The organism is Streptomyces sp. YS415 (assembly GCF_023544665.1).
GTDB lineage: Bacteria > Actinomycetota > Actinomycetes > Streptomycetales > Streptomycetaceae > Streptomyces.
Map to the genome: position 1 here is coordinate 38192 of NZ_JAMJFL010000006.1, position 25840 is coordinate 64031.

Annotated in this window: 25 protein-coding genes; 15 read left to right on the plus strand and 10 right to left on the minus strand. The window is 69.1% G+C overall.

Annotated elements, in window-relative coordinates; genetic code table 11:
* Positions 1–29: 29 nt before the first annotated feature.
* The 4 genes from M8H82_RS09555 to M8H82_RS36605 all read left to right on the plus strand — a co-directional run bounded on the left by M8H82_RS09555 (position 30) and on the right by M8H82_RS36605 (position 4853).
* Positions 30–2192, plus strand: coding sequence for an MMPL family transporter (locus tag M8H82_RS09555; RefSeq protein WP_250072104.1), 2163 nt, complete (start codon positions 30–32; stop codon positions 2190–2192).
* Positions 2193–2341: 149 nt separating this feature from the next.
* Positions 2342–2623, plus strand: coding sequence for a hypothetical protein (locus tag M8H82_RS09560; protein ID WP_250072105.1), 282 nt, complete (start codon positions 2342–2344; stop codon positions 2621–2623).
* A complete protein-coding gene (locus M8H82_RS09565; protein ID WP_250072106.1) occupies positions 2617–3234 on the plus strand; it encodes a sigma-70 family RNA polymerase sigma factor in 618 nt (205 codons plus the stop codon). The genes M8H82_RS09560 and M8H82_RS09565 overlap by 7 nt, the downstream gene beginning before the upstream one ends.
* Before the next feature lie 5 nt (positions 3235–3239).
* Positions 3240–4853: an IclR family transcriptional regulator C-terminal domain-containing protein gene (locus tag M8H82_RS36605; RefSeq protein ID WP_250072108.1), complete on the plus strand. Its 1614-nt coding sequence runs from the start codon at positions 3240–3242 to the stop codon at positions 4851–4853.
* Positions 4854–4882: 29 nt separating this feature from the next.
* On the opposite strand, the gene M8H82_RS09575 is transcribed toward M8H82_RS36605, so the two are convergent.
* The 5 genes from M8H82_RS09575 to M8H82_RS09595 all read right to left on the minus strand — a co-directional run bounded on the left by M8H82_RS09575 (position 4883) and on the right by M8H82_RS09595 (position 10515).
* Entirely contained in the window at positions 4883–6190 is a 1308-nt protein-coding gene (locus M8H82_RS09575) for an ABC transporter ATP-binding protein (RefSeq protein ID WP_250072110.1), read from the minus strand.
* Positions 6191–6270: 80 nt separating this feature from the next.
* Complete coding sequence (locus M8H82_RS09580; protein WP_250072111.1) at positions 6271–6795, minus strand: DoxX family membrane protein; 525 nt, start codon at positions 6793–6795, stop codon at positions 6271–6273.
* A gap of 131 nt (positions 6796–6926) precedes the next feature.
* Entirely contained in the window at positions 6927–7583 is a 657-nt protein-coding gene (locus M8H82_RS09585; RefSeq protein ID WP_250072113.1) for a lytic polysaccharide monooxygenase auxiliary activity family 9 protein, read from the minus strand.
* 77 nt (positions 7584–7660) lie between these two features.
* On the minus strand, positions 7661–8062 hold the full coding sequence (locus tag M8H82_RS09590) for a DoxX family protein (protein ID WP_250072511.1): 402 nt from the start codon (positions 8060–8062) through the stop codon (positions 7661–7663).
* A 125-nt stretch (positions 8063–8187) separates the two neighbouring features.
* A complete protein-coding gene (locus tag M8H82_RS09595) occupies positions 8188–10515 on the minus strand; it encodes a family 49 glycosyl hydrolase (protein WP_250072115.1) in 2328 nt (775 codons plus the stop codon).
* 787 nt (positions 10516–11302) lie between these two features.
* Between M8H82_RS09595 and M8H82_RS09600 the strand changes: the two genes are divergently transcribed.
* From M8H82_RS09600 to M8H82_RS09625, 6 genes are all read left to right on the plus strand, one after another.
* Positions 11303–12484 (plus strand): ROK family transcriptional regulator, encoded by a 1182-nt coding sequence (locus M8H82_RS09600; protein ID WP_250072117.1) that lies wholly within the window; start codon positions 11303–11305, stop codon positions 12482–12484.
* Positions 12485–12582: 98 nt separating this feature from the next.
* Positions 12583–14319: an alpha-glucosidase gene (locus tag M8H82_RS09605; protein WP_250072119.1), complete on the plus strand. Its 1737-nt coding sequence runs from the start codon at positions 12583–12585 to the stop codon at positions 14317–14319.
* A gap of 42 nt (positions 14320–14361) precedes the next feature.
* Positions 14362–15675, plus strand: a complete 1314-nt coding sequence (locus tag M8H82_RS09610; protein ID WP_250072120.1) for an ABC transporter substrate-binding protein — start codon at positions 14362–14364, stop codon at positions 15673–15675.
* A 77-nt stretch (positions 15676–15752) separates the two neighbouring features.
* Positions 15753–16646, plus strand: coding sequence for a carbohydrate ABC transporter permease (locus M8H82_RS09615; protein ID WP_250072121.1), 894 nt, complete (start codon positions 15753–15755; stop codon positions 16644–16646).
* Between the two features lie 2 nt (positions 16647–16648).
* Positions 16649–17572 (plus strand): carbohydrate ABC transporter permease, encoded by a 924-nt coding sequence (locus tag M8H82_RS09620; RefSeq protein WP_250072124.1) that lies wholly within the window; start codon positions 16649–16651, stop codon positions 17570–17572.
* Between the two features lie 149 nt (positions 17573–17721).
* Entirely contained in the window at positions 17722–18150 is a 429-nt protein-coding gene (locus M8H82_RS09625) for an ATP-binding protein (RefSeq protein ID WP_250072126.1), read from the plus strand.
* A 13-nt stretch (positions 18151–18163) separates the two neighbouring features.
* On the opposite strand, the gene M8H82_RS09630 is transcribed toward M8H82_RS09625, so the two are convergent.
* The 4 genes from M8H82_RS09630 to M8H82_RS09645 all read right to left on the minus strand — a co-directional run bounded on the left by M8H82_RS09630 (position 18164) and on the right by M8H82_RS09645 (position 21268).
* Entirely contained in the window at positions 18164–18979 is an 816-nt protein-coding gene (locus M8H82_RS09630; protein ID WP_250072128.1) for a sulfite exporter TauE/SafE family protein, read from the minus strand.
* 157 nt (positions 18980–19136) lie between these two features.
* Positions 19137–20165, minus strand: a complete 1029-nt coding sequence (gene trxB, locus M8H82_RS09635) for a thioredoxin-disulfide reductase (RefSeq protein WP_250072130.1) — start codon at positions 20163–20165, stop codon at positions 19137–19139.
* Positions 20166–20170: 5 nt separating this feature from the next.
* Positions 20171–20590, minus strand: a complete 420-nt coding sequence (locus M8H82_RS09640) for an arsenate reductase ArsC (protein WP_250072138.1) — start codon at positions 20588–20590, stop codon at positions 20171–20173.
* Between the two features lie 42 nt (positions 20591–20632).
* Entirely contained in the window at positions 20633–21268 is a 636-nt protein-coding gene (locus M8H82_RS09645; protein ID WP_250072139.1) for a low molecular weight phosphatase family protein, read from the minus strand.
* 102 nt (positions 21269–21370) lie between these two features.
* On the opposite strand from M8H82_RS09645, the gene M8H82_RS09650 reads away from it, so the two are divergent.
* Genes M8H82_RS09650 through M8H82_RS09660 form a run of 3 tightly spaced genes read left to right on the plus strand, consistent with a single transcriptional unit; the run spans position 21371 to position 23568 of the window.
* Entirely contained in the window at positions 21371–21685 is a 315-nt protein-coding gene (locus tag M8H82_RS09650) for a helix-turn-helix transcriptional regulator (protein WP_250072148.1), read from the plus strand.
* A gap of 36 nt (positions 21686–21721) precedes the next feature.
* Positions 21722–22513 carry an MIP/aquaporin family protein gene (locus tag M8H82_RS09655; RefSeq protein ID WP_284048719.1) on the plus strand — a complete coding sequence of 264 codons (792 nt, stop codon included), beginning with the start codon at positions 21722–21724 and terminating at the stop codon, positions 22511–22513.
* Entirely contained in the window at positions 22510–23568 is a 1059-nt protein-coding gene (locus tag M8H82_RS09660) for an ArsO family NAD(P)H-dependent flavin-containing monooxygenase (RefSeq protein ID WP_250072150.1), read from the plus strand. Before M8H82_RS09655 ends, M8H82_RS09660 begins: the two co-directional genes overlap by 4 nt.
* 174 nt (positions 23569–23742) lie before the next feature.
* Here M8H82_RS09660 and M8H82_RS09665 read toward each other — a convergent pair whose 3' ends face one another.
* Positions 23743–24108 (minus strand): helix-turn-helix transcriptional regulator, encoded by a 366-nt coding sequence (locus M8H82_RS09665; RefSeq protein WP_250072153.1) that lies wholly within the window; start codon positions 24106–24108, stop codon positions 23743–23745.
* A gap of 82 nt (positions 24109–24190) precedes the next feature.
* Between M8H82_RS09665 and M8H82_RS09670 the strand changes: the two genes are divergently transcribed.
* Both M8H82_RS09670 and M8H82_RS09675 read left to right on the plus strand, forming a co-directional pair.
* A complete protein-coding gene (locus M8H82_RS09670) occupies positions 24191–24358 on the plus strand; it encodes a hypothetical protein (RefSeq protein WP_250072155.1) in 168 nt (55 codons plus the stop codon).
* 34 nt (positions 24359–24392) lie between these two features.
* The gene (locus M8H82_RS09675) at positions 24393–25775 is read left to right on the plus strand and encodes an NAD(P)-binding domain-containing protein (RefSeq protein WP_250072157.1); all 1383 of its coding nucleotides are present in this window, start codon (positions 24393–24395) and stop codon (positions 25773–25775) included.
* The last annotated feature ends 65 nt before the right edge of the window (positions 25776–25840 follow it).

Below are 25840 nucleotides of genomic sequence, written 5' to 3' on the forward strand. Positions count from 1 at the left end.
GCAGCCCTCTGACAGGAGCCCACGGATCCATGAACCGACTGACTCGACGCATCGGCAGGGCGAGCGCCCGCCGGCCGTGGGCCACCATCGCCGCATGGGGGATCGCCCTTCTCCTCGTACTGCCCGTGGCCGCTACGGCCGGCGGCTCCTTCGTCGATGACCTGGTCGCTCCCGGCAGCCAGAGCGAAGAGGCGATGGAACTGCTCGAGGAGCGCTTCCCGGAAGCGTCCGGAGGCAGTGCCCTGGCCGTCTTCGCCGCGCCGAAGGGGCAACGGCTCGCATCCCACCGGCCTGCCATCGACTCGGCGGTCGAGCGGATGGCCGAGGTGGCGCACGTCAACGCGGTGACCAGCCCCTTCCCTGCGGGCACGGTGTCGTCCGACGGGCGTATCGGTTACGCGCAGATCACCTTCGACGTGCCCACGATGAAGGTCGCTCCCGCGCAGATCGAGGCGCTGAGCGGCGCGATCGACTCCCTGCGCGAGGACGGTGTCGTGGCCGAGCTGGGCGGTGACGCCGTCTTCATCAACGCCGAGACACCGACGTCGGGTGCGGAGGCAGCCGGCCTGCTGGCCGCCCTGGTCATCCTGGTGGTCGCGTTCGGTACGGTCGTGGCCGCGCTGGTGCCCATAGCGCTCGCCCTGGTGGCCGTCGCCGCGGGCCTGGGCAGCATCACCCTGCTGGCCCGCGCCATGGACGTCTCCACCGCCGCCCCGACCATCGGCGCCATGATCGGTCTGGGTGTCGGCATCGACTACGCCCTGTTCATCGTGGCCCGCTACCGCGAGAACCACACCGCCGGCCAGGACAACCCCACCGCCCTGTCCAACGCCATGGCCTCCGCGGGCGCGGCCGTCCTCTTCGCCGGTGGCACCGTCGTCGTGGCGATGGGCGCCCTGGCCCTGACCGGCCTGGGCTTCCTGACCTCGATAGGCCTGAGCGCCTCGCTGGTCGTCCTCTTCGCCGTCGCGACCGCGCTCACCCTCCTTCCCGCCCTGCTGACGCTGCTGGGCGACCGCATCCACAAGCGGCGGCTCCTGGGCCGTGACCGTCCTGCGCGGAAGGTGGAGGAGAGCGCATGGTGGCGGTTCGCGCACCGGGTGTCGGGCCGGCCGTGGCCCTATCTGCTCGTCGCCTCGGCGGCGCTCTTGGCGCTGGCGGCCCCCGCGCTGCGGATGGAGACGGGCTTCCCCGACGCGGGCAACGACGCGACCAGCACCACCCATCGCCGCGCCTACGACCTGCTCACGGAAGGCTTCGGCCCCGGCGTCAACGCCCCGCTCCTGATCGTCGCCGACCTGCGCAGCTCCGGCGCCGACGCCGAGGACATCCCCGCGCTGTCCGAGCGCATCGCCGCCGACCCCGGCATCGCCACCGTCGGTGAGCCCCAGACGTCGACGGCCGGCGACACGGTGGTGCTGCCCGTGCAGCCCACCACCGCCCCCGCCGACGCCGAGACGTCGGCCACGCTCGACCGCATCCGCGACCTCGTCCCGGACAACGTCGCCGTGTCCGGCATGACCGCCATGACCGACGACCTCACCCGCCAACTCGCGGACACACTGCCGGTGTTCGTCGGCGCGATCCTGCTGAGCTCGTTCCTGCTGCTGATGCTGGTGTTCCGCTCCATCGCGATACCGGTGAAGGCCGCGATCGTGAACCTGCTGTCCATCGGCGGCGCATACGGCGTGGTGGTCGCCGTCTTCCAGTGGGGATGGCTCGGAGCGCTGTTCAACCTCGAGGGCACCTTCCCGATCGTGTCACCCCTGCCGACGATCTTCTTCGCGGTCCTGTTCGGGCTGTCGATGGACTACGAGGTGTTCCTGCTGTCGAGAGTGCGCGAGGAGTACGAGGCCACAGGGGACAACACCGAGTCGGTGGCGCGGGGTATCGCGGCCACGGGCCGGGTGATCACCTCTGCCGCGCTGATCATGACGGTGGTGTTCCTCAGCTTCGTCGCCAACCCCTCACCCCTGGTCAAGATGATGGGTCTGGGCCTGGCGACGGCGATCGTGCTCGACGCGACGATCGTACGGATGGTGCTGGTTCCGGCAGTCATGGCGGTGATGGCCAACGCGACCTGGTGGCTGCCCCGCTGGCTGGACCGCCTGCTGCCGCGCGTCAGCGTGGAGAAGGCCGACGTGCCGCGCGACCCCGAGCCGGTCTTCGCTGCCACCTCCGAACGGCTGTGACGCTCCGCCCACGCAACATCGATCCCATGTTCTAGCTGTCCCCCTCTCAGGTGAACTGGCGTTGCTGCGGGGGAGATTGAGGGGCCTGGGGACGTCTGGAGGGTGAGACGCGGACCGCGTTTCTGCCCGATGGATGGAGAGCCACTTATATGACGCCGTTCTTGGAGTGGACCGGGTATGTCCCGGCCGCCGTGAGCGCGGTGCACGCGCTGGGCGCACTGGTGCGCGTGTGGCGACAGAAGTCCGCCGGCCGTGAGGCCGCACGGTCCGACGCCGGGTTAGCGGCGGAAGGCCGACAGGAAGACCCGGCCGAGCGTGTTCCGGCCGCGCCCGCCGACGCTCCGTGCACCGACGTCGTGGTGCGTATCGACGTCACGGTCCGTGTCGTCGGCGGGGACGCGGCAGCCGATGCGGAGCGCGGAGCGTGGTAGGCGACCGGCTGTCGGGGAAAGCCGTCGCGGTCGGCTCGACGGTCGGCCAGCGCTTGGTGGAGGCATACCCGGCGTTCGTGCAGACACAGCCTGCCGTGCTGCAACGCTCGTACCGGACGCTGTCGTTGGCCACCTGTCAGGACATCGTGCAGGAAGCCGCCCTGGCCGTCGCGCGCAGGGCCGCCGCGGGAGAGCTCGCGCCGGAGACGAATGTGACCGCATACCTGCGGACGACGGCCCGCAACCTTGCCGTCGACATGCTGCGCGAGAGACAGCGGACCAACGGCGGCGAGGTGCTGCTCGGCGGGACCGAATCCCTGGACACCGTGGTGCCGCGGCAGCGGGAGGTGGGCGACGAGGACCAGCGGGTGCTGCACGAGCTGGTCATCCCGGCCATCTCCAGCATGCCCGCCGGCCCGCGCAAGCGGGTGGTCGATCTGCAGAGCCGCGGCATGAGCGACGCGGACATCGCCGCCACGCTCGGGATACCGGCGGCCCGCCTGCACAACCTGCGCAACAAGGCAGTCACGCAGCTGAGGCATGCCCTGGCTGGGCACATTCGGGACGGGCAGCGGAAAAAGCGGCAGCACGGAAAGCGGGGAAACAGGTGACGGATGTGGGCAGGTACGACGACCGCGGCGGCGGGGCGGGGCATCCGGAGCAGATGGTCCCGGCCGGGCTCGCGCACATGCTGGCCCAGCTCGCCGGACCCCACGACTACTGGGACCGGCCCGGCGGGGACTTCGGACCGTTGACGGACGTCTACGCGCTCGGCGCCCAGGCGTCGCAGCGTGCGAACTCCCTCTACCGCCTGGGTTCCAAGGCCCTGCGGCGAGGCGAACTCGGCCCGGCCGCCGACTGCCTGGGGGCGGCTGCCGAGTGCGGGCATCCGGGAGCGCTGTTCAAGCTGGCGGCCCTGGCCTGCCGTAGCGGCGGCTCTTGCGAGGACGTGCGGTTCCTGGTGGCGGAGGCGGCCCGGCACGGACACGGGGACGCACGCCTGCTGTTGAGCGCAGCCGACCACGCGGCGCCGGCCGCCACCGCGGAGGACCCGGAGTTCATCGAGGAGATCCGTTCGGCCCTGGGAGTCCCGCCGTCCCGATCCGGACCAGACCTCGCAGCACAGACATCCGGCGTCGGGGCATCGGGGCCAGGGAAGGAGACTCCAACCGCCGGTGGCTCGGGCCAAGAGCCGCAGAGATTACGGCACGACACCTGCGTCCCGGCGCGCCCGTATGTGACCACGGGCCAGACGGGGCCACCGCCTGCCGACTCCGCACCAGGGCTGTGGGCGCCACCGCGGACGTTATGGACCCCGCCTGCCGCCCGGCCGGCCCTCGAACACCAGCCGCGGGAATGGGAATCCGCGCTGCGCGTACTGGATGTGCTTCACCTCATCCACGGCTCGCAGACCTCCGTCACGGTCGCCGAGGCCGCCCGCACAGCAGGTGTGACAGTCACAGCAGCCGCCGAGCTGATGAGCTGGCTCAGTGAGAACAGCCTGACCAGCCTCCAGCCCGACGGCAGCTACACCTCCGGACCTCTGATGCAGGCGACCGCCCGTGGCGAGGACGTGCTCCAGCAGGTCCTGGACCGGCTGCGCGAGGACACCGGAGCCGCGATCTACGTCAGCGCCTACACCGACGGCAACCTCACCGTCACCCACGCCTCCTGTACGGCCGAGGCCCCGAAGGTCGAGGAGTACGTGCCCTTCCGGGAATGCGCCCATGCCAGCGCGGTCGGCAAGAGCATCCTGTCCCAGTTGTCGCCCGAGGCCCGGGAGGACCATCTCTCCCGCTGGCGCCCGGTCTCTCTCACCGCCAGGACCATCACCGACCCGGAGACCCTCTACCGCACACTCGACAAGCACGGCCCCGCAGGATCCCACTTCGATGTGATGGAGTACTGCGACACCGACGTATGCGCCGCCATCCCGCTGCCGCTGCCCGGTCAGGCCCGCTGCGTGGCGCTGTCGCTTCCCCTCGCCGAGCGCCACCGCCTCACCACCGCCGCCCGCATCCTCAGCAACCGCTCCACCGGACTTCTCCTGGCCGTCATCACAGCAGCCGTCCCGCTCGACTCGACCCCACCAAGCGACCGGACACCCCAGCCCGTCGCCCGCCCCGACGCCCCGCCTCGCACCTCCGGCCTGGGCGCGGGCCTCTTCCTGCCGCCCCGACTCCATGACCGGCTCGTCACCCCGGCCCGGTTGTTCATCGGGCGCCCTTGAAGCCCGCCTGCCGTAGATCCCGAACGGTCTCAGAAGCTCTGCGGCTGGGTGGGGTGCGGGAAGACACGTTGGCCTTGCGCGTCGAAGAGCATCAGCGCCCGCAGGTCGACGAGGAGGGGGATGCGGTCACCGGGTCGGCAGCCCGCTGCCTGGCGTGCGCGGAGGACGAGTTCTCCGACTCCGTAGTGGTCGGGCAGCGGGGGTGCCGGCGGGCTGGGTGGAAGGGGTCGGTGGGGGAGGGAGCCGCGGATGCGGTGGATGGTGCTGCGGACCGCTTTCAGGAGAGGGCTGCCGTGGCCCTGCTGTTCATCCTGGACGCTCGCCGTGCGGGGGACCTCCGCGGACCGGGCGCCGACGGTGACATGGAGCAGGGCTTCGTGGCCCTGGTATTCGACATGGGTCACCTCGGCTGTCAGCGGGCGCTCATAGGGCGTGGGTGTCCCGTTGATGCGCAGTGCTTCGGGGCGCAGGCCGATGAGGAGCGGCTGGCCTTGCACGACCCGCAGAAGCCGGTGGTCATCTGTCATCCGTTGGGGCAGTACGAGCTTCTGGGCGCCGAGACTGAGCGTCATGGCGCCGTCGATGGGCGCGTAGAGGGCGCCGTGCACGAGGTTGATGCGCGGTGTGCCCACGAAGGAGGCGACGAAGGCGTTGGCGGGCAGGTCGTACAGCTCGTCCGGGGCGCCGATCTGCTGCAGGATGCCCTCGCGCAGGACGGCGACGCGGTCGCCCAGTGCCATCGCCTCGGCCTGGTCGTGGGTGACGTAGACGGTGGTTGCGCCGGTGTGTCGCACCACGGAGAGAATCTCGGTGCGCAGCCGCACGCGCAGGCGTGCGTCGAGGCTGGAGAGCGGTTCGTCCATGAGGAAGACCGAGGGGCGGCGGATGACGGCGCGGCCCATGGCGACGCGCTGGCGTTCGCCGCCGGACAACTGGGCGGGTGTGCGGCTGAGCAGCGACCGGATCCCGAGGCGGTCGGCGACGGCGTTCACCGCTTGGGCGACGGTGTGCTCGTCGTGGGCGCGGGCGGCGAGGGGGAAGGCGATGTTCTCGGCGGCGGTCATGGTGGGGTAGAGGGCGAAGCTCTGGAAGACCATGGCCACGTCCCGTTCGCCGGCCGGCAGGTCGTTGGCGGGTTGCAGGTCGAGGAGAAGTTCGCCGCTGGTGATGGTCTCGAGCCCTGCGATCATGCGGAGCAGGGTCGATTTCCCGCAGCCGGACGGGCCGAGCAGGACGAGGAACTCGCCGGCTTCGAGGTGCAGTGAGATGTCGTGGACGGCCCGGTGGCCGCTGGGGTAGGTCTTGCTGAGTCGGTTCAGGGTGATGGTGCTTCCCACGGGTGACTCCTGGGAGGTGAACGAGGCCCGCAGGGCCGAGCGGCGTGTCCAGTGGCTGGACGGTGGGGCGGTGGCGGGCTTCAGCGAGTGAATTCGTCGGCCGTGACAGCCAGACAGGCGGTCACCAGGACCAGGTTCTTGAGGACGTACTGGCCTTCGAGGGTGGGCATGCCGTGGTGCCACATCTGTCCGGACAGCAGGGCCAGGGAGGTGAAGGCACCGGCCATGTGTGCGAAGAACAGGGCCAAGGCGATCCGTAGCAGCAGGCCGGTGACCAGGGTGAGTCCGATCAGCATCTCGGCGGTGCCCAGCAGCGGCAGGGACACTCGGGAGGGCAGCAGACCGCCGGTGAGCTCTGTCATGGCGGCGGCCGCTATCTCCTCGGCCGGGCTGGCGGCTGGGAAGAGTTTGAGCGCCCCGAACCAGCAGTAGACGATGCCGACGCTGATGCGCAGCACGGTGATGCTGTGCGCCCGGTAGTACTCGGCCGCGCGCTGTGCGGTGGTCCGGCGGGCTGAGGAGGTGCGCGTTGTGGGATGGACCGGTTCGGGCAGCAGGCGGCGGTGGTGCCGGGGCTGGGGGGAGGGGGTGTGGGGGTCGAGCATGGGGGCCTCCGTGCGGTGCCCGGCCCGGCGTCGGCGGCCGGCCGGTGACGGGAGTGGGTGAAGGCCCCGCGAGGTGTGCGCCTCGCGGGGCCGGTATGCCGAGGTGCTGGTTCAGTCGCGTCCGGCGGGCGTCAGGTGAAGTTGACGTCGCTGCACAGGAAGTACTTCTGGTCCATGTGCGACGCCTTCCAGACGGTCACCACGACGTGCCGTCCGCTGTAGCCGGAGGTGCTGACATCCGTGACGTAGTGCGCCTGGTAGGGGTAGCGGCCGGTCCTCTTCACCAGTTCGAGGTCGTTCCAGCCGATGAGCTGGTACTCGGGGTTGAAGCCCTGCTTGGTGACGTAGACCTCGAGCCAGTCGGCGCCGTGTCGTGCCTCGTCGTAGATGTCGACGGTGAAGTTGGAGCCGATGCCGGTCGTCTTCCAGGGGCCGGGGCGGTCGAGCGGTCGGTAGTTCGTCTCGCCCTGCCCGCCCGCGCTGCAGATCTGGCCGTCGGGGATGACCTGCTTGTAGTTGTCGCCGGTGTTGTTGGCGTAGACGGCCTTCCACGCGACGATGGCGTTCTGGTTCTCGTGGTAGGTGCGGTAGCACATGGGGTCCTGCGCCTCGTTCGGCTCGGCGTAGCCCCAGCGCTGCAGGCAGCCGTAGTTGCGGGTCTCGGGGGTGATGACCGTGCCGTGTGCGGAGGCCGACGGTGCGAGCGGCAGCAGGCACAGCAGGCTGGTGGCCAGCACGCCGGTACCGAGCGCGGCGCGGCGCGTGGATGTTGCGGGTGTGCGGTTCATGGTGCTCTTCCTCCGGTTGTCGGGGGATCGAGGACGGGATCTCCGCCCCCGCATTACGTGCACATGACAGCTTTCGATCAGGTGTCGAGCGTGCCTGCTACCTCCTTGTGCGGGACGGATTGCGCATGCCAGCGGCGGGCGAGCAGCGTTGTCACCGGCCAGCGGCCGGGACCGAGAGCGGCGATGAGGAGGAAGGCCCAGCAGAACAGGGCTGCCTTCTCGCCGCCGTTCTCCAGGGGCAGGAAGCCCTCTGGCTGGTGGTGGACGAAGTACGCGTAGGCCATGGACCCCGAGCACAGCGCCGCGGCTGTGCGGGTGAACAGCCCGGCAAGAACCAGGGCGCCGCCGGCGAGCTGGATGACCGCGGCCCACCATCCCGGCCATTGCCCTGGCTGTGGTGTCGAGTCGCCCTGGGGTCCGCCCAGCACATCGAACAGCGTCGCGGCCCCGTGGCAGGTGAACAGCAGCCCGGTGACCATGCGGAACAGGCCCAGGACGGTGGCTTCGTGGCGTGCGGGAAGTTCCACGAGGGGTGCTCCTTCCAGGGATACCGGAGTGAGGATGGCCGTCGGCGATGCGGGTGCGCCGACGGCCACCGGTCGGGTCAGCTGGTCAGCTTCCACTTCTGGCTGGCCCAGCCTCCGCAGTCCCACAGGTGCAGACGGGCGCCGTCGGCGGTGCTCTGGCCCTCGATGTCCAGGCAGCGGCCGGACTTGAGGTTCTTCAGGGTGCCGTCGGTCTGGAAGGCCCACTTCTGGCTGTCCCAGGTGCCGCAGTCCCACAGGTGCGCCTTGGTGCCGTTGGCGGTGGCTCCGCCCTCGACGTCCAGGCACTTGCCGCCGGACTTCAGCTGCTGACCGTCGAGCGCCCAGCTCATCGAGGCCACGTTGGCGCAGGACCACTGCTGGATGGCGGTGCCGTTGGCAGTGGAGCCGCCGGCGCGGTCGAGGCACTTGGACGTCGCCCCGTTGACGATCTTTCCGCCGGTGACCGGGTCGGGGTCAGGGTTGCCGCCACCGGGACCCCAGGCGTTCCAGTTGTCCCAGGTCTCGGCATCGAAGCCGAGCCGGCCGAGCTTGTCGGCGCCCCAGTTGGTGCCGGACTTTTGGATGACAGTGCCGCCGACGGTGTAGTTCTCCAGCTTCAACCCGCGGCTGTCACGCGTCTCGTTGCCGAGGGTGACCTTCTGTCCGGCGCTGTTGGTGTACCGCTTGAGGAGGCTGACCTGGGAGGACGGGTCCAGCTGGCTCCACGCGCCGATCTTGAGGTTCTTGACGTGGATGTTCTCGGTGCTGGAGAGGGCGAAGACGCGGATCGCGCAGTTGGTCATCCCTTCGACGGTGATGTTCTCGAAGGTCATGTTCTTCACCCACGCGTTCGGGTCGGCCTTGGTGGTCGAGCCCATGTCCTCCCAGTGGGAGGAGGAGTTGAGGATGCAGGTGTTGTACTTGACGTCCTTCCAGTACATGCGGTTGTGGATGACGTGGGTGTTGCTGACCCGGACGTTGTCGATGGTGCGTGGGGTCCAGCCCCACTGGATGACGGGTCCGTTCTCGTTCTTCCAGACGACGGTGTTATCGATGCTGACGTCGCTGTGGTACATCTTCAGCACGTCGTCGTTGGCGTTGAAGAACGTGTTCTTCATGGTGCTGCCGCGGTAGAGCTCGATGCCGTCGGTCTGCCAGTACCAGGAGCCGACCTGCTTGTAGTTGTCGACCCGCATGCTGAAGGTCTGCTCGTCGCCGTAGACCACGAAGGAGTGGTAGGGCGGCTCGTTGATGGTCACGCCCTGCAGGTCCAGGTGCTGCTGGCGGCCCTGCGCCGACTGGAATTGCAGCATCTTCACGCAGCTGCTGTGACAGTTCGAGGCGCCCGAGAGGTGGTCGTAGTTGTTGTTGGTGTCCGCCTCGTAGACGTACTGCTCACCGGAGAGCACGCCCTGGCCGGTCACCTTGTACAGCCCCTGGCTGTCGTCGGGGAACCGGATGGCGCCCTTCACGTACGCGCCGGGGGCCAGGTACACCCACTTGACCTGCTTGGGCAGCAGCGCGTGGTACTTGGAGGTCATGTAGTAGGTGCCGGGCCGGAAGTACACGATCTCCTCGCTGATCGTGTTCAGGTTGGTGACCTGGCCCTGCTGCGGGTAGTGGATGGTGCCGGATGCCGACGTCGGTACCAGCCGGTCCTTCTCCGCCCCGGTCGGGGCCGGCTCGGCGAAGATCATCATCGAGTTGCGGGGCTCGGTGTGGATGGCCCGGTTGCCGCCGCCGCCCTGCGTGGTCAGCTTGCCGGCGTCGCTGGCGGGGCCGGACATGTCGTTGTACGCCGTGTACAGCTGCGGGTCGAACTCCACGGAGAACCGGTAACCGGCCGAGCTGAAGGGCACCTTGACGCGCACGGTGTCGGAGTCGACCAGTTCCTTGGCGAAGTTCAGGCTGCTGGGCTTGATCTTCACCTGGTCGGCGGAGGAGATCGTCTGGCCGGTGCGCAGCGAGACGTCGACCCACGCATCGGCCGTGTACTGGAAGGACGACCAGCTCATGGTGAGGTTCGCGGACGAGGAGAACTCCGCCCCGTCCTCCTTCGTGTAACCGATCTTGCCCTTGCCGCTGCGCGGGATGCTCATGTAGGCGAAGGAGTCGTACTTCGTCGTCGGGGCCGCCGCGGTGGCGACCTGCACGTCGTAGAAAGACGACCGCCGGACCTTGTCGTTCGCCACCGGGCTGGTGGTGTTGAACTCGTGATTGCTGTGCCACCACGTCTTGAGCTGCGCGCTGTCGGCAGTGGTGACGGTCGCTGCCTCGGCGGCAGCTGCCGCCTGGTGGGGGAGCGGCCGCGGACTCGCCGTGCTGGCGGGCACGACGGCGCCGGCCAGGGCGAGAGCGAGGCCGGCGGCGAGTGCCGCCAGCCGGCTCAGTCTTGCTGCGGGCATGACGAGATCCTCATTCCGTTGCTGGGGAAGCAGCGCCTGCGGGCGCTGGAGCCTGCCGCGTCCCTGCGCCCGCCCGAGGGGCAGGAGCAGGGCTGACGGCAGGTGGACGAAGGCTGGGAGCACCGCCGTCCGGCGACCTGCGGTGCTGCAGCCGGATCGGCCACGGGTGTCCGGGCCGCGCGTCGAGGGAGGAGCTGCGCGGCTTGTCGCGCTCGGACCTCCCTTCGAACCGGTGCTTGATGCATGAGAGGCGTGCGGTCGTCCCGGGGACCGGGACGGGATATGTCTCGGTGATCACCCCGGACCTGGGGTGTCCCTTGGATGCGGGGCGGGCAGGCAGGCGGGGAAGCCGGGCAGCGCCGTGCCGGGGCCGTGCGTGCCCCGCCGTCGGTTGCCGTTCTGCGGTCGCCGGATAACGTCGCGTCATTTCTTCGCGCTGTCAATGAAATGAACAAGATCTCATCCCGAGTTTGCCCGGAGAGGGTCGGGAAGGTGACAAGAAGTGGGACAAAAGCCCAGCAGCGACCATTGAAGGCCCGGGATCACGGTTATGTAACGCGAAGTTTTCTTCCTTGACGCACGAAATAGCGGGGGTCAGACTCCTGTCATCCGCAGTCGGCCGCAGTCATCGCAGCGGTCGCCCCGATGAACCGGGAGGCCGTCATGACGGTCGACGCACTCGCCTTACCGACCTTGGTGTGACGGGTCGGCCTTACAGTCCGACCAGCGGTTCGTCACCGAGCCGACCGATTTCTTCCAGCCGATCACTGCTTCGGAGGCATGTGTGATGACCCCGTCCAAGATCCGTTTCTCGGAGCTTGTCGGTGAGCAGACCCGTGCGGAGATCTTCGCGACCGTCCTCACCGCGGGGCCCATTTCGCGCACCCAGCTCGCGCAGCGGCTCGGGCTGGTGCCGTCCAGCGTGACGCGTATGCTTCCGCCGCTGCTGGAGCACGATTACCTCCGCGAGCTCGACACCGCCCCCCAGGGGCGGGGCCGGCCGCAGAAGATGCTGCAGGTCAACCCGGACAAGCACATCGTGGTCGGCGTCAAGATAGGGCCGGCCCAGGTCTCCGGAGTGGTCACCGACATGGCCGCGGGCGTCCTGGCGCGTGCTGAGCAGCCGATCGGCGACTGCACCCCGGAAACCGCCCTGTCCGCCGTCGCCGACCTGACCCGGAGACTCCTGGCGGAGGCGCCCGAGGCCGCCGACAGGGTGCTGGGACTGGGGGTCGGGGTCAGTGGTCACGTCGACTCCAGTGCCGGAGTGTGCCGTTACTCCGCCCTGCTGGACTGGAACAAGGTCGATGTGGCCGGGCCGCTGCGTGCGGCGACAGGGCTTCCGGTCGTCGTGAACAATGACGTCAACACCCTTGTGGTGGCCGAGCGTTGGTTCGGTCAGGGCCGGGACGTCGACTCCTTCGCCGTCGTCACCGTCGGTCCGGGCATCGGCTGCGGACTGCTCCTCGACGGCGCCTTGTTCTCCGGCGCCACCGGACTGGCCGGCGAACTCGGCCACCTGCCCCTGGACCCGGCAGGCCCCATGTGCAGCTGCGGCCGCCGCGGCTGCCTGGAAGCCCTCGCCGGTGACCGCGCCGTCCTGCGCCACCTTCAGGACGCCGGAGTGTCCTGTGCGGGGATCACCGAGGCGATGGAGCTGGCCCGCTCGGGCAGCGGCTCGGCGCAGACCGTGGCCCGATCCGCCTTCACCGAGGCCGGAACCGCACTGGGCAGGGGACTGGCCGGCATGTGCAATCTGCTGAACCTCCAGAAAATCATCATCGCCGGTGAGGGTGCGGTGGCCCACGACCTGTTCGGGCCCGCCATGTCCCAGGCCCTCCAGGCCCACGCCTTCTCCACGGCCGCTCACGACTGCGACATCCGTGTCGACCCTGTGAACCACGACCTCTGGGCCCGGGGCGCCGCCTGCCTCGTGATCCAGGACGCGGTCGGCGCGGCGCTGTCGTGACCGGCTCAGCTCTGACGACATCAGGTAACGACTGACGACGTCACGTAACCGAAGCTCTGACGACACCCAGTACCCGAGACACACGACGAGGTTTTGACGTGCCCGAAAACGTGCCCGGTCCCGCCGACTCCTGGTGGAGCGACGCGGTGGTCTACCAGATCTATCCCCGCAGCTTCGCCGACTCCGACGCTGACGGCATCGGAGACCTCCCAGGCATCATCGAGCGACTCGACTACCTGTCGCAGCTCGGCGTCGACGTGCTGTGGCTCTCCCCGGTGTACCCCTCGCCCCATGACGACAACGGCTACGACATCAGCAACTACCAGGACATCGACCCGCTGTTCGGCACGCTCGCCGACTTCGAGCGGCTGCTGGCCGGCGTCCATGAGCGCGGCATGAAGCTGGTCATGGACCTGGTCGTCAACCACACCAGTGACGAACACCCCTGGTTCACCGCCTCCCGTGACGGCGGCCCGGGCGGTGACAAGCGCGACTGGTACATCTGGCGTCCGGCCCGCGAGGGCATGGAGCCCGGCACACCCGGCGCGGAGCCGAACAACTGGGGCTCGTTCTTCTCCGGCCCGGCCTGGACGTACGACAAGGCCAGCGGGGAGTACTACCTGCACCTGTTCTCCCGCAAGCAACCCGACCTCAACTGGGACAACCCCGAGGTCCGGCAGGCGGTGTACGCCATGATGCGGTGGTGGCTGGGGCGGGGCGTCGACGGTTTCCGTATGGACGTCATCAATCTCATCTCCAAGGCTCCCGGCCTGCCCGACGGGCCGGTGCACGAGGGCAGCCGCCACGGAGACGGCAGCGCCCACTACATCTGCGGGCCCCGCATCCACGAGTACATCGCCGAGATGCACCGCGAGGTCTTCGAGGGCCATGCACGTCCGCTGCTGACCGTCGGCGAGATGCCCGGTGTGACGGTCGAGGAAGCAAGGCTCTTCACCGACCCCGCGCGCCGCGAACTCGACATGGTCTTCCAGTTCGAGCACGTCGGGCTCGACCAGGGCCCCGGCGGAAAGTTCGACGTCCGGGCGCTGAAGCTCACCGACCTCAAGGCCAGTCTGGGCCGCTGGCAGGCCGGTCTCGGGGAGACCGGCTGGAACAGCCTGTACTTCAGCAACCACGACCAGGCGCGGGTGGTCTCCCGGTTCGGCGACGACAGCCCGGCCTACCGCGACCGGTCGGCCAAGCTGCTGGCCACCGTGCTGCACCTGCACCGCGGCACGCCGTTCGTCTACCAGGGCGAAGAGCTCGCGATGGCCAACGCCCCGTTCGCCTCCATCGACGACTTCCGCGACATCGAGTCCCTCAACCACTACCGCGACCAGCTCGCCCTCGGCGCCGAGGAGACACACATCCTCGAAGGGCTGCGACACCGCAGCCGCGACAACGCCCGCACCCCGATGCAGTGGGACGCCACCGCACACGGCGGCTTCACCGCCGGCACCCCGTGGATCGCCGTCAACCCCGACCACGTCGACGTCAACGCCGAGGCACAGCTCGCCGATCCCAACTCGGTCTTCCACTACTACCGGCGCCTGATCGCTCTGCGCCACACCGAACCCGCCATCACCCACGGCGACTTCCACCTGCTCCACCCCGAGCACGAGCAGCTCTACGCCTTCACCCGGCACGACGCCACCTCCGGCACCGAGCTGCTGGTGATCGCCAACTTCGGGGCTGCCGACCTCACCGTCGGCCTGCCCCACGGCTGGGAGGACAGCGAAACGCTCATCGCCAACCTTCCGGCCGGCCCACCTCTCACGAGCACCTACACCCTGCGCCCGTGGGAAGCCCGCGTCCACCGCCGCCGCACCGCCTGACCGCCCGCCCTTGCCGCAACGACGCACACCAAGGAACCAGCCATGAACAACCCGCGCACCCGCACCGCCCGCAGACGGACCCTCCTCCTGGCGGCCACCACCCTCACCCTGCTGGCCCCGCTGACCGCCTGCGGCGGCTCCGACACCGGCGCGGGCGACGGCAAGACCCTGCGGCTGTGGCACTACGAGCAGCAGGACGGCGCCCTGAGCAAGGCTTGGGACGCAGCCATCGCCGAGTTCAAGAAGACCCACCCGGACGTCAAGGTCGTCTTCGAGCGCAAGACGTTCGAGCAGATCCAGCAGAACGCCGGGATGATCCTCAACTCCGACAAGGCGCCCGACGTCATGGAGTACAACAAGGGCAACGCCACCACCGGACTGCTCGCCAAGCAGGGCCTGCTCAGCGACCTCACCCCCCTCGTGAAGGAACACGGCTGGGACACGGCGATCAGCGAGCGGGCCTCCGTCACCGCCCGCTACGACGCCAAGGGCGAGATGGGCGGCGACAAGTGGTACGGCGTGCCGAACTACGGCGAGTTCGTCCTCACCTACTACAACGAGGACCTGTTCAAGAAGCACGGCATAGCCAAGCCCACCGACTTCAAGAGCTTCGAGGCCGCGCTGGCCAAGTTCAAGGCCGCCGGCGTCACACCGCTCGCCAACGCCGGCAACGACCACCCCGCGGGCCACTGGCTCTACCTGCTGGCCGTGTCCAAGGCCACGGACACCTGGGTCGACGACTACCAGCTCTACAAGGGCAAGGTCGATTTCCACGGCCCCGAGATGAACTACGCGGTCAACAAGTACCAGGAATGGCTGGACAAGGGTTACTTCGAGAAGAAGGACGTTGGCCTCAAGGGCAGTGACATGACCGAGCAGTTCGTCTCGCAGAAGCGGCCCATCATGGTCGGCGGAAACTGGTGGTTCGGCGGTCTCAGCACCGACATCGAGGACTTCTCCTGGTCGACCGCCCCCTACCCGGGCAGCGAGAAGACGCTCGGCTCCGGCGGCAACCACTGGGTCATCCCCACCAAGGCGAAGAACAAGCAGCTCGCCGAGGACTTCATCGCCATCACCATGTCCGACAGGATCCAGAAGCTGATCGGTGAAGAGGGCAGCGTCCCCCTCACCGCCAAGGCCGACACCATCGCCAACGCCAAGGCGAAGGAACTGATCAACGCCTTCGACACCTACGAGACGAACAACGGTCTGGCCTTCTACCCGGACTGGCCCGTGACCGGCTACTACGACACCTGGCTCGCCTCCACCCAGAACCTCATGAACGGCGTCAAGCCCGACACCGTCCTCGATGAACTCGCCGCGCCCTACGACAAGTACGTCGCCGGCCGGTCCTAGCACCCCCTGGTGCTGCGTCGTTCAGGGGACGGCGCCCCGGTAATCCGGGACGCCGTCCCGCCCACCTAGGAGCAACCGTGAAAACCACACGTCACCGGCGGTCCACGGGCTACGCCGTCTTCCTCGCCCCCGGCCTGCTGCTCAGTCTGCTCTTCCTCGTCGTCCCGCTGGTGATGACCTTCTACTACAGCTTCACCACCTGGCAGGGCATCGGCACCCCCGCCTTCACCGGCCTGGACAACTACACCCGCCTCTTCCAGGACGCCGACTTCTGGGCATCGTTCCGCAACATCGCCTTCGTCATCGTCGGCATCGCGATCGTGCCCACCGTCCTGGGCCTGTTCCTGGCCGCGCTGCTCTTCGACTACATCGGCAAGAAGCACGGCGACGGAGTCGTCAGCGTCTTCCGCTCGGGCCTCTACCTGCCGCAGGTCATCCCCGTCGCCGTCACCGGCCTGATGTGGGGCTGGATCCTCGCCCCCGAAGGCGCCGTCAACAGCATCCTCGACACCATCGGGCTCTCCTCGCTCGCCCAGAACTGGCTCGGCGACCCCGACCTCGCCCTGTGGATCGTCCTCGGCGTCCTGGTCTGGATGCAGCTCGGCTATCCGCTCGTGCTGTTCATGTCCGGCCTGCAGCGCATCGACCCCGAACTCTACGAAGCCGCCTCACTCGACGGGGCGAGCTGGTGGCAGCGCTTCACCCGCATCACCGTCCCCATCCTGCGGCCCGAGGTCTACGTCGTCCTGGTCACCACCACCATCGCCGGCCTGAAGGTCTTCGCCCAGATCTTCGTCCTCACCGGCGGCGGTCCCGGCAACTCCACCCTCGTCCCCGCCTACTTCGCCTACCAGAACTTCTTCGAACGCGCCGACGTCGGATACGGATCCGCGATCTCCAGCACCATCACGCTCCTGGTGCTGGTCATCGCCGGAACGATGCTCTCCCGCCAGGCCCGCGAGGACGGATGACCATGAAGACCGACACGATTCCACCCGCCGCGCCGGATGCCGAGAAGGCCGCGCTTCCGCGCCCCGCCCGCCGGGCAGGGCATCGCCGGAAGCCAACGGCCACCGGACGGGGAGCAGGTTCCTACGCCGTCGTCGCCGCCGTCACCCTCTTCGTCCTCGCCTTCCTCGCCCCCTTCCTGATCATTCTGGTCAACTCCTTCAAGACCAGCGCCGACTACCGCGCCAACGGCTCCCTGTCCTGGCCCGAGCAGTGGAACTGGAGCATCATCGGCGACGTCTGGGAACGCGTCGACTTCACCCAGAAACTCGTCAACAGCATCCAGATCAGCCTCGGCGTCGTCGTCATCGCCGTCGTCCTGGCCCTCCTCAACGCCTACGCCATCGGGATCGGCCGCATCCGCTGGCGCACCGCCTTCCTGGTGTTCTTCCTCGGCGTCAACGTCCTGCCGCAAGAGGGCCTGGTCTACCCCATCTACTACCTGTTCAAAGAACTGGGCCTGTACGACGGCAAGCTCGGCTACACCATCCTGGTCGGCATCACCTACAGCGCGTTCGGCACCTACCTGCTCTCCTCCGTCTTCAGCACCTTCCCCCGCGAACTCATCGAGGCCGCCTCCCTCGACGGCGCGGGCCGCCTGACGATCCTGTGGCGCATCGTGCTGCCGATGAGCTGGCCCACCCTGTCGGTGATGTGCGTGTTCTTCTTCGTCTGGAGCTGGAACGAGTTCCTCTACCCACTCGTCCTGCTCATCTCCAACGACCAGCAGACGGTCCCGCTCGGCCTGTCCGTCATGCAGGGCCAGTACACCAGCGACCCCACCGCCATGAGCGCCGCCGCCCTCCTCGGCGTCATCCCGATGATCGTCTTCTTCCTCATCTTCCAGCGCTCCCTCACCCGCGGCCTCACCGCAGGCGCCGTGAAGTAGCCCTGCACGGCCACCCAGCCACCCCGGATCCGGAACCCCAACCGCCCCGCACCGGATCCGGGGTACCACCGACCCCTCGAAGCCGTCCCCGGCAGCACAGAAAGGAGCCGAGCTCCCCACCCGACAGATCCCCACCTCGATGAGGCCCCATGAAGACCACCACCCACCAGAGCATGCGCCCGCAGCGAAACTGTGTCCCGCACGCGACCAGCCTTCCGCTGGACCACACCCCTCAGGCACCGCACCGGGCCCGCCACCACACCTCGACGACCCTGCGCGGATGGGGACTCTCCCCGGCAGTGGTCGACGACGCAGTCCTGATCGTCTCCGAGCTGGTCACGAACGCCTACCTGCACGCCCGCACCGAGACCGTCGGCCTGGAACTGCTGCTTGACGCAGGGCAGTTGGTCATCTCCGCGCACGACGGATCCCCAACGCCCATCGACGTAACCACCCCCTGTCACACGCCTGGCTGCGAACACGGCCGAGGCTTGGGCATCATTCGCACGCTGGCCCACGCGGTGGGCTGCAGCCCTACGGCCACCGGCAAGACGGTATGGGCGCTGATGGCGGTATGACCGGCCAGGCCGCTCAGTGGTGACGGGCGACTTTGACCGCTGAGACGAGCAGGATCACGGCCAGCGCAGGGACGAGCACCAGGTCCGGGAAGACGCCGAGGAGCAGTCCGCCCAGTACGGCGCCGGTGACCGAGCCCACTGCCATGACTGCTGCGAAGCGGAGGTTGGCGCCGAGGACAGCGAAGCTGCCGTCCCGGCTGTAGCGAGCGAAGGCCACCAGCATGGTCGGCAGGGAGACCAGCAAGGACAGACTCCCGGCGGTCTTGATGTCCTCGCCGAACAGCAGCACGATCGTCGGGATCAGCAGCTCGCCACCCGCTACGCCCATGATCGCGGCGACGACGCCGATGCCGAACCCGGCCGAGACTCCCGCGGGTATCTGGACCCCTCGTGGCAGTGCGAGGGTGTCCAAGGTGGTGCTGTGGGTGACCACGAGCGCGACGGCCATGAGAACCATCAGGACGGCCAGCACTTTGTACAGGGTGGCGGAGCGCATCCGGACGGCCCACGACGCGCCGGCCCAGGCACCGAGGAGGCTGCCGGCCAGCAGGTTGACCGCGACGGGCCAGCGAGTCGCGATCTCGGCGGCCGGGACGGCGGCCAGCCGTGCAGGCAGGGCGACCAGGACCACGACCAGGCTCATCGCCTTGTTCAGGATGACCGCCGACAACGCGGCGAACCCGAACAGACCGATCAGCAGGGGCAGGCGGAACTCCGCGCCGCCCAGCCCGATCATCCCGCCCAGGATCCCGACGGCAGCCCCCGCCCCGAACACGACATGTGCCGAGTGCGTCGGCCGAAGGAGGGGAAGGGACTGGTCGGTGCTCATGACCGGCATCCTGCCCAAGGGCCCCTCGGGTTGCCACGGCCTGTCGCCACCTTTGGAACAAGGCACCGGGCGCCCACCGAGGATCCGTCCAGACCTCCCAAATGCGTGTGCCGCACCTTCGGCAGCAGGTGCTGTCTGCCGGGACAAGCGTCGGGGCTCAGCCGACGACGCTTGCGAGGTCGTGTTCCGAGTCTGCCTTGGCTGCGGAGACCTTCGTGCTGTCCGCGCGGGCGGCGAGGAAGCGCTCGGCGTCCAGGGCGGCCTGGCAGCCGCTGGCGGCAGCGGTGATCGCCTGACGGTAGGTGTGATCGACGACGTCGCCTGCGGCGAAGACGCCGGAGAGGTTCGTACGCGTCGAGGGCGCGTGGACCTTCAGATATCCCTGCTCGTCGAGGTCCAGCTGATCCTTGAACAGTTCGGTCCGCGGGTCGTGGCCGATCGCGATGAACAGGCCTGTCACGTCGAGGTCGCGGGTCGTGCCGCTGAAGACATCGCGCAGCACGACGCCGGCGAGCTTGCCGTCCTGCTCCTTGATCTCCGCTATCTCGCTGTCGAAGGCGAAGGCGATCTTGTCGTCGGAGAAGGCGCGATTCTGCATGAGCTGGGAGGCCCGCAGGGTGGAGCGGCGGTGCACGACGGTCACGGAGCGGGCGAAGCGGGTGAGGAAGGTGGCCTCCTCCATGGCCGTATCGCCGCCGCCGACCACGACGATGTCGCGATCGCGGAAGAAGAAGCCGTCGCAGGTGGCGCACCAGGACACCCCCCGGCCGGACAACTCGTCCTCCTTGGGCAGGCCGAGCTTGCGGTAGCCGGACCCGGTGGCGACGATGACGGCCTTCGCGCGGTGCACGGTGCCGGCGCTGTCGATCACGGTCTTGATGTCGCCGCTGAGGTCGACTTCGACGATGTCGTCGTCGACCATCTCGGCGCCGAAGCGCATGGCCTGGGCTCGCATGTTCTCCATGAGGACGGGGCCGTCGATGCCGTCGGGGAAGCCGGGGAAGTTCTCCACCTCGGTGGTCGTCGTCAGCGCGCCACCGACGAAGATGGCGCCGCCGAAGACGAGCGGCTTGAGTTCGGCGCGGGCGGTGTAGAGGGCGGCGGTGTATCCGGCGGGGCCGGAGCCGATGACTTCGCGTATGCCGTCTCTGTCGCCCGGTTCGGGGCTGTCGGTTCCGTCGCTCACCGGTGTCACGCCTCCTGCTTCGCGTCGATCTCGGCGATCAGGGCCTCGATGCGCGTCTTGATCTCGTCCCGGATGGGGCGGACGGACTCGACGCCCTTGCCCGCCGGGTCCTCCAGGGCCCAGTCGAGGTACTTCTTGCCGGGGAAGATCGGGCAGGCGTCGCCGCAGCCCATGGTGATGACGTAGTCGGACGCCTGGACGGCCTCGGTGGTCAGGATCTTCGGCTGGGCTGCGGAGATGTCGACGCCGACCTCCTTCATGGCCTCGACCGCGGCCGGGTTGACCTGGTCACCCGGGATGGAGCCGGCGGAGCGGACCTCGATCCGGTCGCCCGCGAGGTGGGTCAGGAACCCGGCGGCCATCTGGGAGCGCCCGGCATTGTGGACGCAGACGAACAAGACGGAGGCGAGCGGGGTGGAGGACATGGGTTCTTCCTTCGTAAGCGGGTCGAAAGAGTTGTTCGGGGTTCAGGTGTTCGGCAGCGAGTCGAGCAGTTCGGTGATGCGGGCGTCGATCTCGTCGCGGATACCGCGGACGACGGTGATCGGGGCGTCCTCGGGGTCGGTGACCGGCCAGTCCAGGTAGCGGCGGCCGGGCACGATCGGGCAGGCGTCCCCGCATCCCATGGTGATGACGATGTCGGCGGCCTTTACGACCTCGTCGGTCAGCGGCTTGGGGAACGCGTCCGTGACATCCACGCCGGCCTCGCTCAGCACCTGCGCCACGGCCGGCTCGACCTCCGCAGCAGGATGCGTGCCGGCGGAGGAGACGGTGACATGGCCTTGGGTGCGATGGGTGAGGAGGGCCGCGGCCATCTGCGAGCGGCCGGCGTTGTGGCTGCACACGAACAGCACTCGGGGCAGGCCGCTGCCCGGAGCGCCTTGGACGTGAGCGAGCGCGTCGAGGCGCTCGGCGGCCAGGTGCTCGGCCAGCACGACGAGGTGCGTGCGGACGCGGGCGTGGTCGGCGAGACACTCGTAGGAGTCGGTGACGAGGCGCTGGATGGTCTCGGGCGAGAAGCGACCGCGGTATCGCAGAGCAAGGCTCGCGATGCCGGAGGCCAGGCGTTCGTCGGGCAGGACGGGGGGCGGGGACGCGGTCATGGGAAACGCTTTCGGGGCGTGGGCTCCACGGGCGTGGGGATGCGGGTCCCAGGGTTCAGCTCGGGCTGGTATCAGCTCGGAGTGATGTGAGAGTATCAGCCCATGATGACGTCAGTCGACACTGATCTGATGCGGGTTCTCGCGGACCCGCTACGCCTCCAGATCGTCACCCTGCTCGCCAAGGAGACGCTCTGCAGCACCCACCTGATAGAGGAGACGGGGGCCAAGCAGACCAACCTCTCCAACCATCTCAAGGTGCTGCGCGAGGCCGGGGTCGTGGCGACCGAGCCCTGCGGCCGGTTCACCTACTACCGGCTCAAGCCCGACGTCATCGCCGCCCTCGCCGGTCAGTTCGCCGACCTGGCGGAGACCGCGCGCGCCACCGCAGAGAACAACGTCAAGCGGTCCTGCCCCTGATCACCGCCCTTACGGCGACTGCATGAAGGAGTCCTGTTGACCGCCACCGAGGCCGCCGAGCACGACAGAGCCGGGGAGGCTGCCATAGCCTCTGCCGCTCCCCGGCATGAGCCGAAGCCCGCGCCGGGTGCCATCCCGCCGCGGGTCCCACTGCCTTCCAAGGCGGCGGCCGAATTGCTCGGCACCGCTCTCCTGGTCGCCGTCGTGGTCGGCTCCGGCATTCAGGCGACCGAGCTGACGCAGGACGTCGGGCTGCAGTTGCTGGCCAACTCGATCGCCACTGTCTTCGGTCTGGGCATCCTCATCCTGCTGCTCGGTCCGGTGTCGGGTGCGCACTTCAACCCCGTCGTCACGCTGGCGGAGTGGTGGACGGCCCGACGGGGCGGCGACGGTGTCACGGCTCGCGAGGTCGCGGTGTACGTCCCCGCACAGGTCGTCGGCGCGATCGCGGGCGCGATCCTGGCGGACGCGATGTTCGGCAAGCCCTTGGTGGAGTGGTCCACGCACGACCGCTCGGCCGGCCATCTGCTGCTGGGCGAGGTGGTGGCCACCGCCGGTCTGATCCTGCTGATCTTCGGCCTGGCCCGCACCGATCAGCTGCGGTTCGCGCCGGTCGCCGTGGCCTCGTACATCGGCGCCGCGTACTGGTTCACGTCCTCCACCTCCTTCGCCAATCCGGCGGTGACGATCGGCCGTACCTTCACTGACACGTTCGCGGGCATCGCGCCTGGCTCGCTGCTGGGCTTCATCGGAGCTCAACTCGTGGGCGGGGCCGTCGGTCTGGCGCTGGTGGCGGTCATCTTCGTGCACGGCCGGTCCGCTGAATGACCCTTGATGTGCAGGTGGTGGTGATCGGTGGCGGCCAGTCCGGTCTTGCCGCCGGTTACCACCTGCGGCGCCTCGGCATCGACTTCGTCATCCTCGACGCCCAGACGGCGTCGGGGGGCGCCTGGCAACACACGTGGGACTCGCTCCACCTCTTCTCGCCCGCCGCTTTCTCCTCTCTTCCGGGACGGCTCATGCCGCCGCAGGCAGGGGAGGAGTACCCGGACGCCGAGCACGTGGTGGCGTATCTGCAGGACTACGAGAAGCGTTACGAGCTGCCGATCGTGCGACCGGTGCGGGCGCTCGGCGTCCACCGTGACGGAGAACTCCTGCGCGTGCAGACCGACTCCGGCACCTGGCGCGCCCGCGCCGTGATCAGCGCGACCGGCACGTGGTGGCGCCCTTTCCTCCCCGCCGTTCCAGGGCGTGGAGTGTTCGAGGGGCGCCAGGTGCACACGGTGGAGTACCGCAGTCCGGGTGACTTCGCCGGGCAGCGCGTCGTGGTCGTCGGCGGCGGCAACTCCGGTGCTCAGATCGCCGCCGACCTGGCCGTGGACACCGAGCTGACCTGGGTCACCCAGCGACCGCCCCGCTATCTGGCCGACGACATCGACGGCCGCGCCCTGTTCGACGCGGCCACCGCCCGCCGCCGCGCCCTCGATGCGGGGCGTACGGACACGGGCGGTGTGGCGTCGCTGGGCGACATCGTCGCCGTACCTCCTGTGCGGGAGGCCCGGGATCGAGGGCTGCTCCAGGCGAGCCCGATGTTCGCCAGGCTGGTCCCCGATGGCGTGGACTGGGTTGACGGCACCCGTGCCGAGGTCGACGCGATCATCTGGTGCACGGGCTTCCGGCCCGCCCTTTCCCACCTCGCCCCCCTCCAACTGCGTGGCCAACGCGGTCGCATCGCCACGGAGGGCACCCGCGCAGTGGACGAGCCGCGCCTGCACCTGCTGGGCTACGGGGACTGGACCGGACCTGCCTCTGCGACTCTGATCGGCGTCGGCCGCACTGCCCGCGAGGCCGCTCAGCAGATCGCGTACCGACTGAACTCCTGAGCAGGCGATCGAACCCGTACGGCACGCGAAAGGGAGCTGCGGCCGGGTTCGCTGTCAGCCTCCTGCGCCGTGGCGGTCTGGTCGTGTCCTGCAAGGACGGCAAGGACGGCAAGGACGGCAGCGAAGCTTCTGCCGCGCAGACGGCGTGAGCACGGGCCGGGCGGCTCGGTGCGCTCAGGTGCGCAGGTCGAGCATGGCGGACATCGCGGCGACCACGGGCGGGGCGACCTGGTAGTAGACCCAGGTCCCGCTCCGCCGGCTCGTGAGGAGGCCGGCTTCGCGCAGCTTCTTCAGGTGGTGGGAGACGGTCGGCTGGGAGACGCCGACGTCGGAGATGTCGCAGACGCACGCCTCGCCGCCCGCGGACGAGGCGACCTTGGAGAACAGGCGCAGCCGCACGGGATCGGACAGTGCCTTGAACATCGCGGCCATCCTCTCCGCGTCTGCCTGCGACAGTTCCCCGGCGGTGATCGGCGGGCAGCACGGCACCGCCGCCCCGGTGTCCAGGACGGGAAGCTCGACAACCCGTGACTTTGACATGTGTCTATGTTGACACTCGTCGATACAGGTGGCAAGCTCCAGGCAAGGAAGACATCGACGGGCATCAAAACAAGGAGTTGTTGTGACCACTCGGATCCGTACCACTCTCACCACCGCCCGGGCCCGCCGCACGGCTCGCCTCCTGGCCGACGTCAGCTTCTGCGACGGCTGCGCACAGGTCTGCGACGCCTCTTGCCGGGCCGCGACCCACCAGCGGCGCATGCAGTCCGCTCACTCCTTCGCCCGCTGATTCCGCCCCCCACCACTCAGGGAGATCGACCACCATGAGCGAGCAGCGCCTCCCCGTCGTCGTCATCGGAGCCGGCCCGACCGGCCTGGCCGCGGCCGCCCACCTTGTCGAGCGCGGCATCGAGCCCCTGGTCCTGGAAGCCGGACCGGCCGCCGCGGCCGCGGTCCGCGAGTGGCGCCACGTGCGCCTGTTTTCCACCTGGGGCGAGCTCATCGACCCCGCCGCCGACAAGCTGCTCGCCCTCACGGGCTGGAGCAAGCCGGATGCCACCGACTACCCGACCGGAGGCGACTGGGCCGAGCGCTACCTGCAGCCCCTGGCCGACGTCCTCGGCCGGCGCGTCCGCTACGGCACGCGCGTCACCGGGGTCTCCCGCACCGGACGCGATCGCATCGTCGACGCCGACCGCGAGAGCCAGCCCTTCGTCGTGCATGCCACCACCTCCGACGGCGACGAGGAACGCTTCTTCGCGCGCGCCGTCATCGACGCCTCCGGCACCTGGAACACCCCCAGTCCGGCCGGGGCCAGCGGCCTGGCCGCCCTCGGCGAGAAGGCCGCCGCGGACCGCATCACCTACCGCGTGCCCGACCTCAAGGACCCAGCCGTTCGCGCCCGCTATGCGGGCAAGCGCACCGCCGTCATCGGCTCCGGGGCCTCCGCCTTCACCGCGCTCGCCACCCTCGCCGATGTCGCGCAGGACGAGCCCGGCACCCACGCGGTGTGGGTGCTGCGCCGAGGCATCGGAGGCGACACCTTCGGCGGTGGCGAGAGCGACCAGCTGCCCGCCCGCGGCGCTCTGGGCCAGGCCGCAAAGGCAGCCGTCGACAAGGGCTACGCCGACGCCGTCACCGGTTTCCGCACCGAGGCCTTCGACCGCGCGGAGGACGGACGGCTGGTCATGGTCGGGGAGGACGGCCGACGCCTCGACCCCGTCGACGAAGTCATCGTCCTCACCGGCCTGCGCCCCGACCTGTCCTTCCTCTCGGAGATCCGCCTCGGCCTGGACGAGCGCCTCCAGGCGCCCGTCGAGCTGGCCCCGCTGATCGATCCCAACCAGCACTCCTGCGGCACCGTCTACCCGCACGGTCACCAGGAGCTGTCCCACCCCGAGGCCGGCATCTACCTGGTCGGCATGAAGTCCTACGGCCGCGCGCCCACCTTCCTCGCCATGACCGGCTACGAGCAGGTTCGCTCCGTCACTGCCGCCATCGCGGGCGACCTGGAATCCGCCGACCGAGTCGAACTCACCCTTCCCGAAACGGGGGTGTGCGGCGGCGCAGGCCTCTTCGACGACCCGGCCGCTGAACAGAGCGACGGCGGCGGCTGCTGCGCCCCGGCACCGCAACTCGTACCGATCGGCATCGGCGCTCCCGTCACAGTTGCAGCCGGCGAGGCGCCCTCAACCGGCGGCTGCTGAGCCTGAACCACCAGTGCCCCAGCCGGCCTTGGCCGGGGCGCATCCACCCCAACGGCAGGAGGACC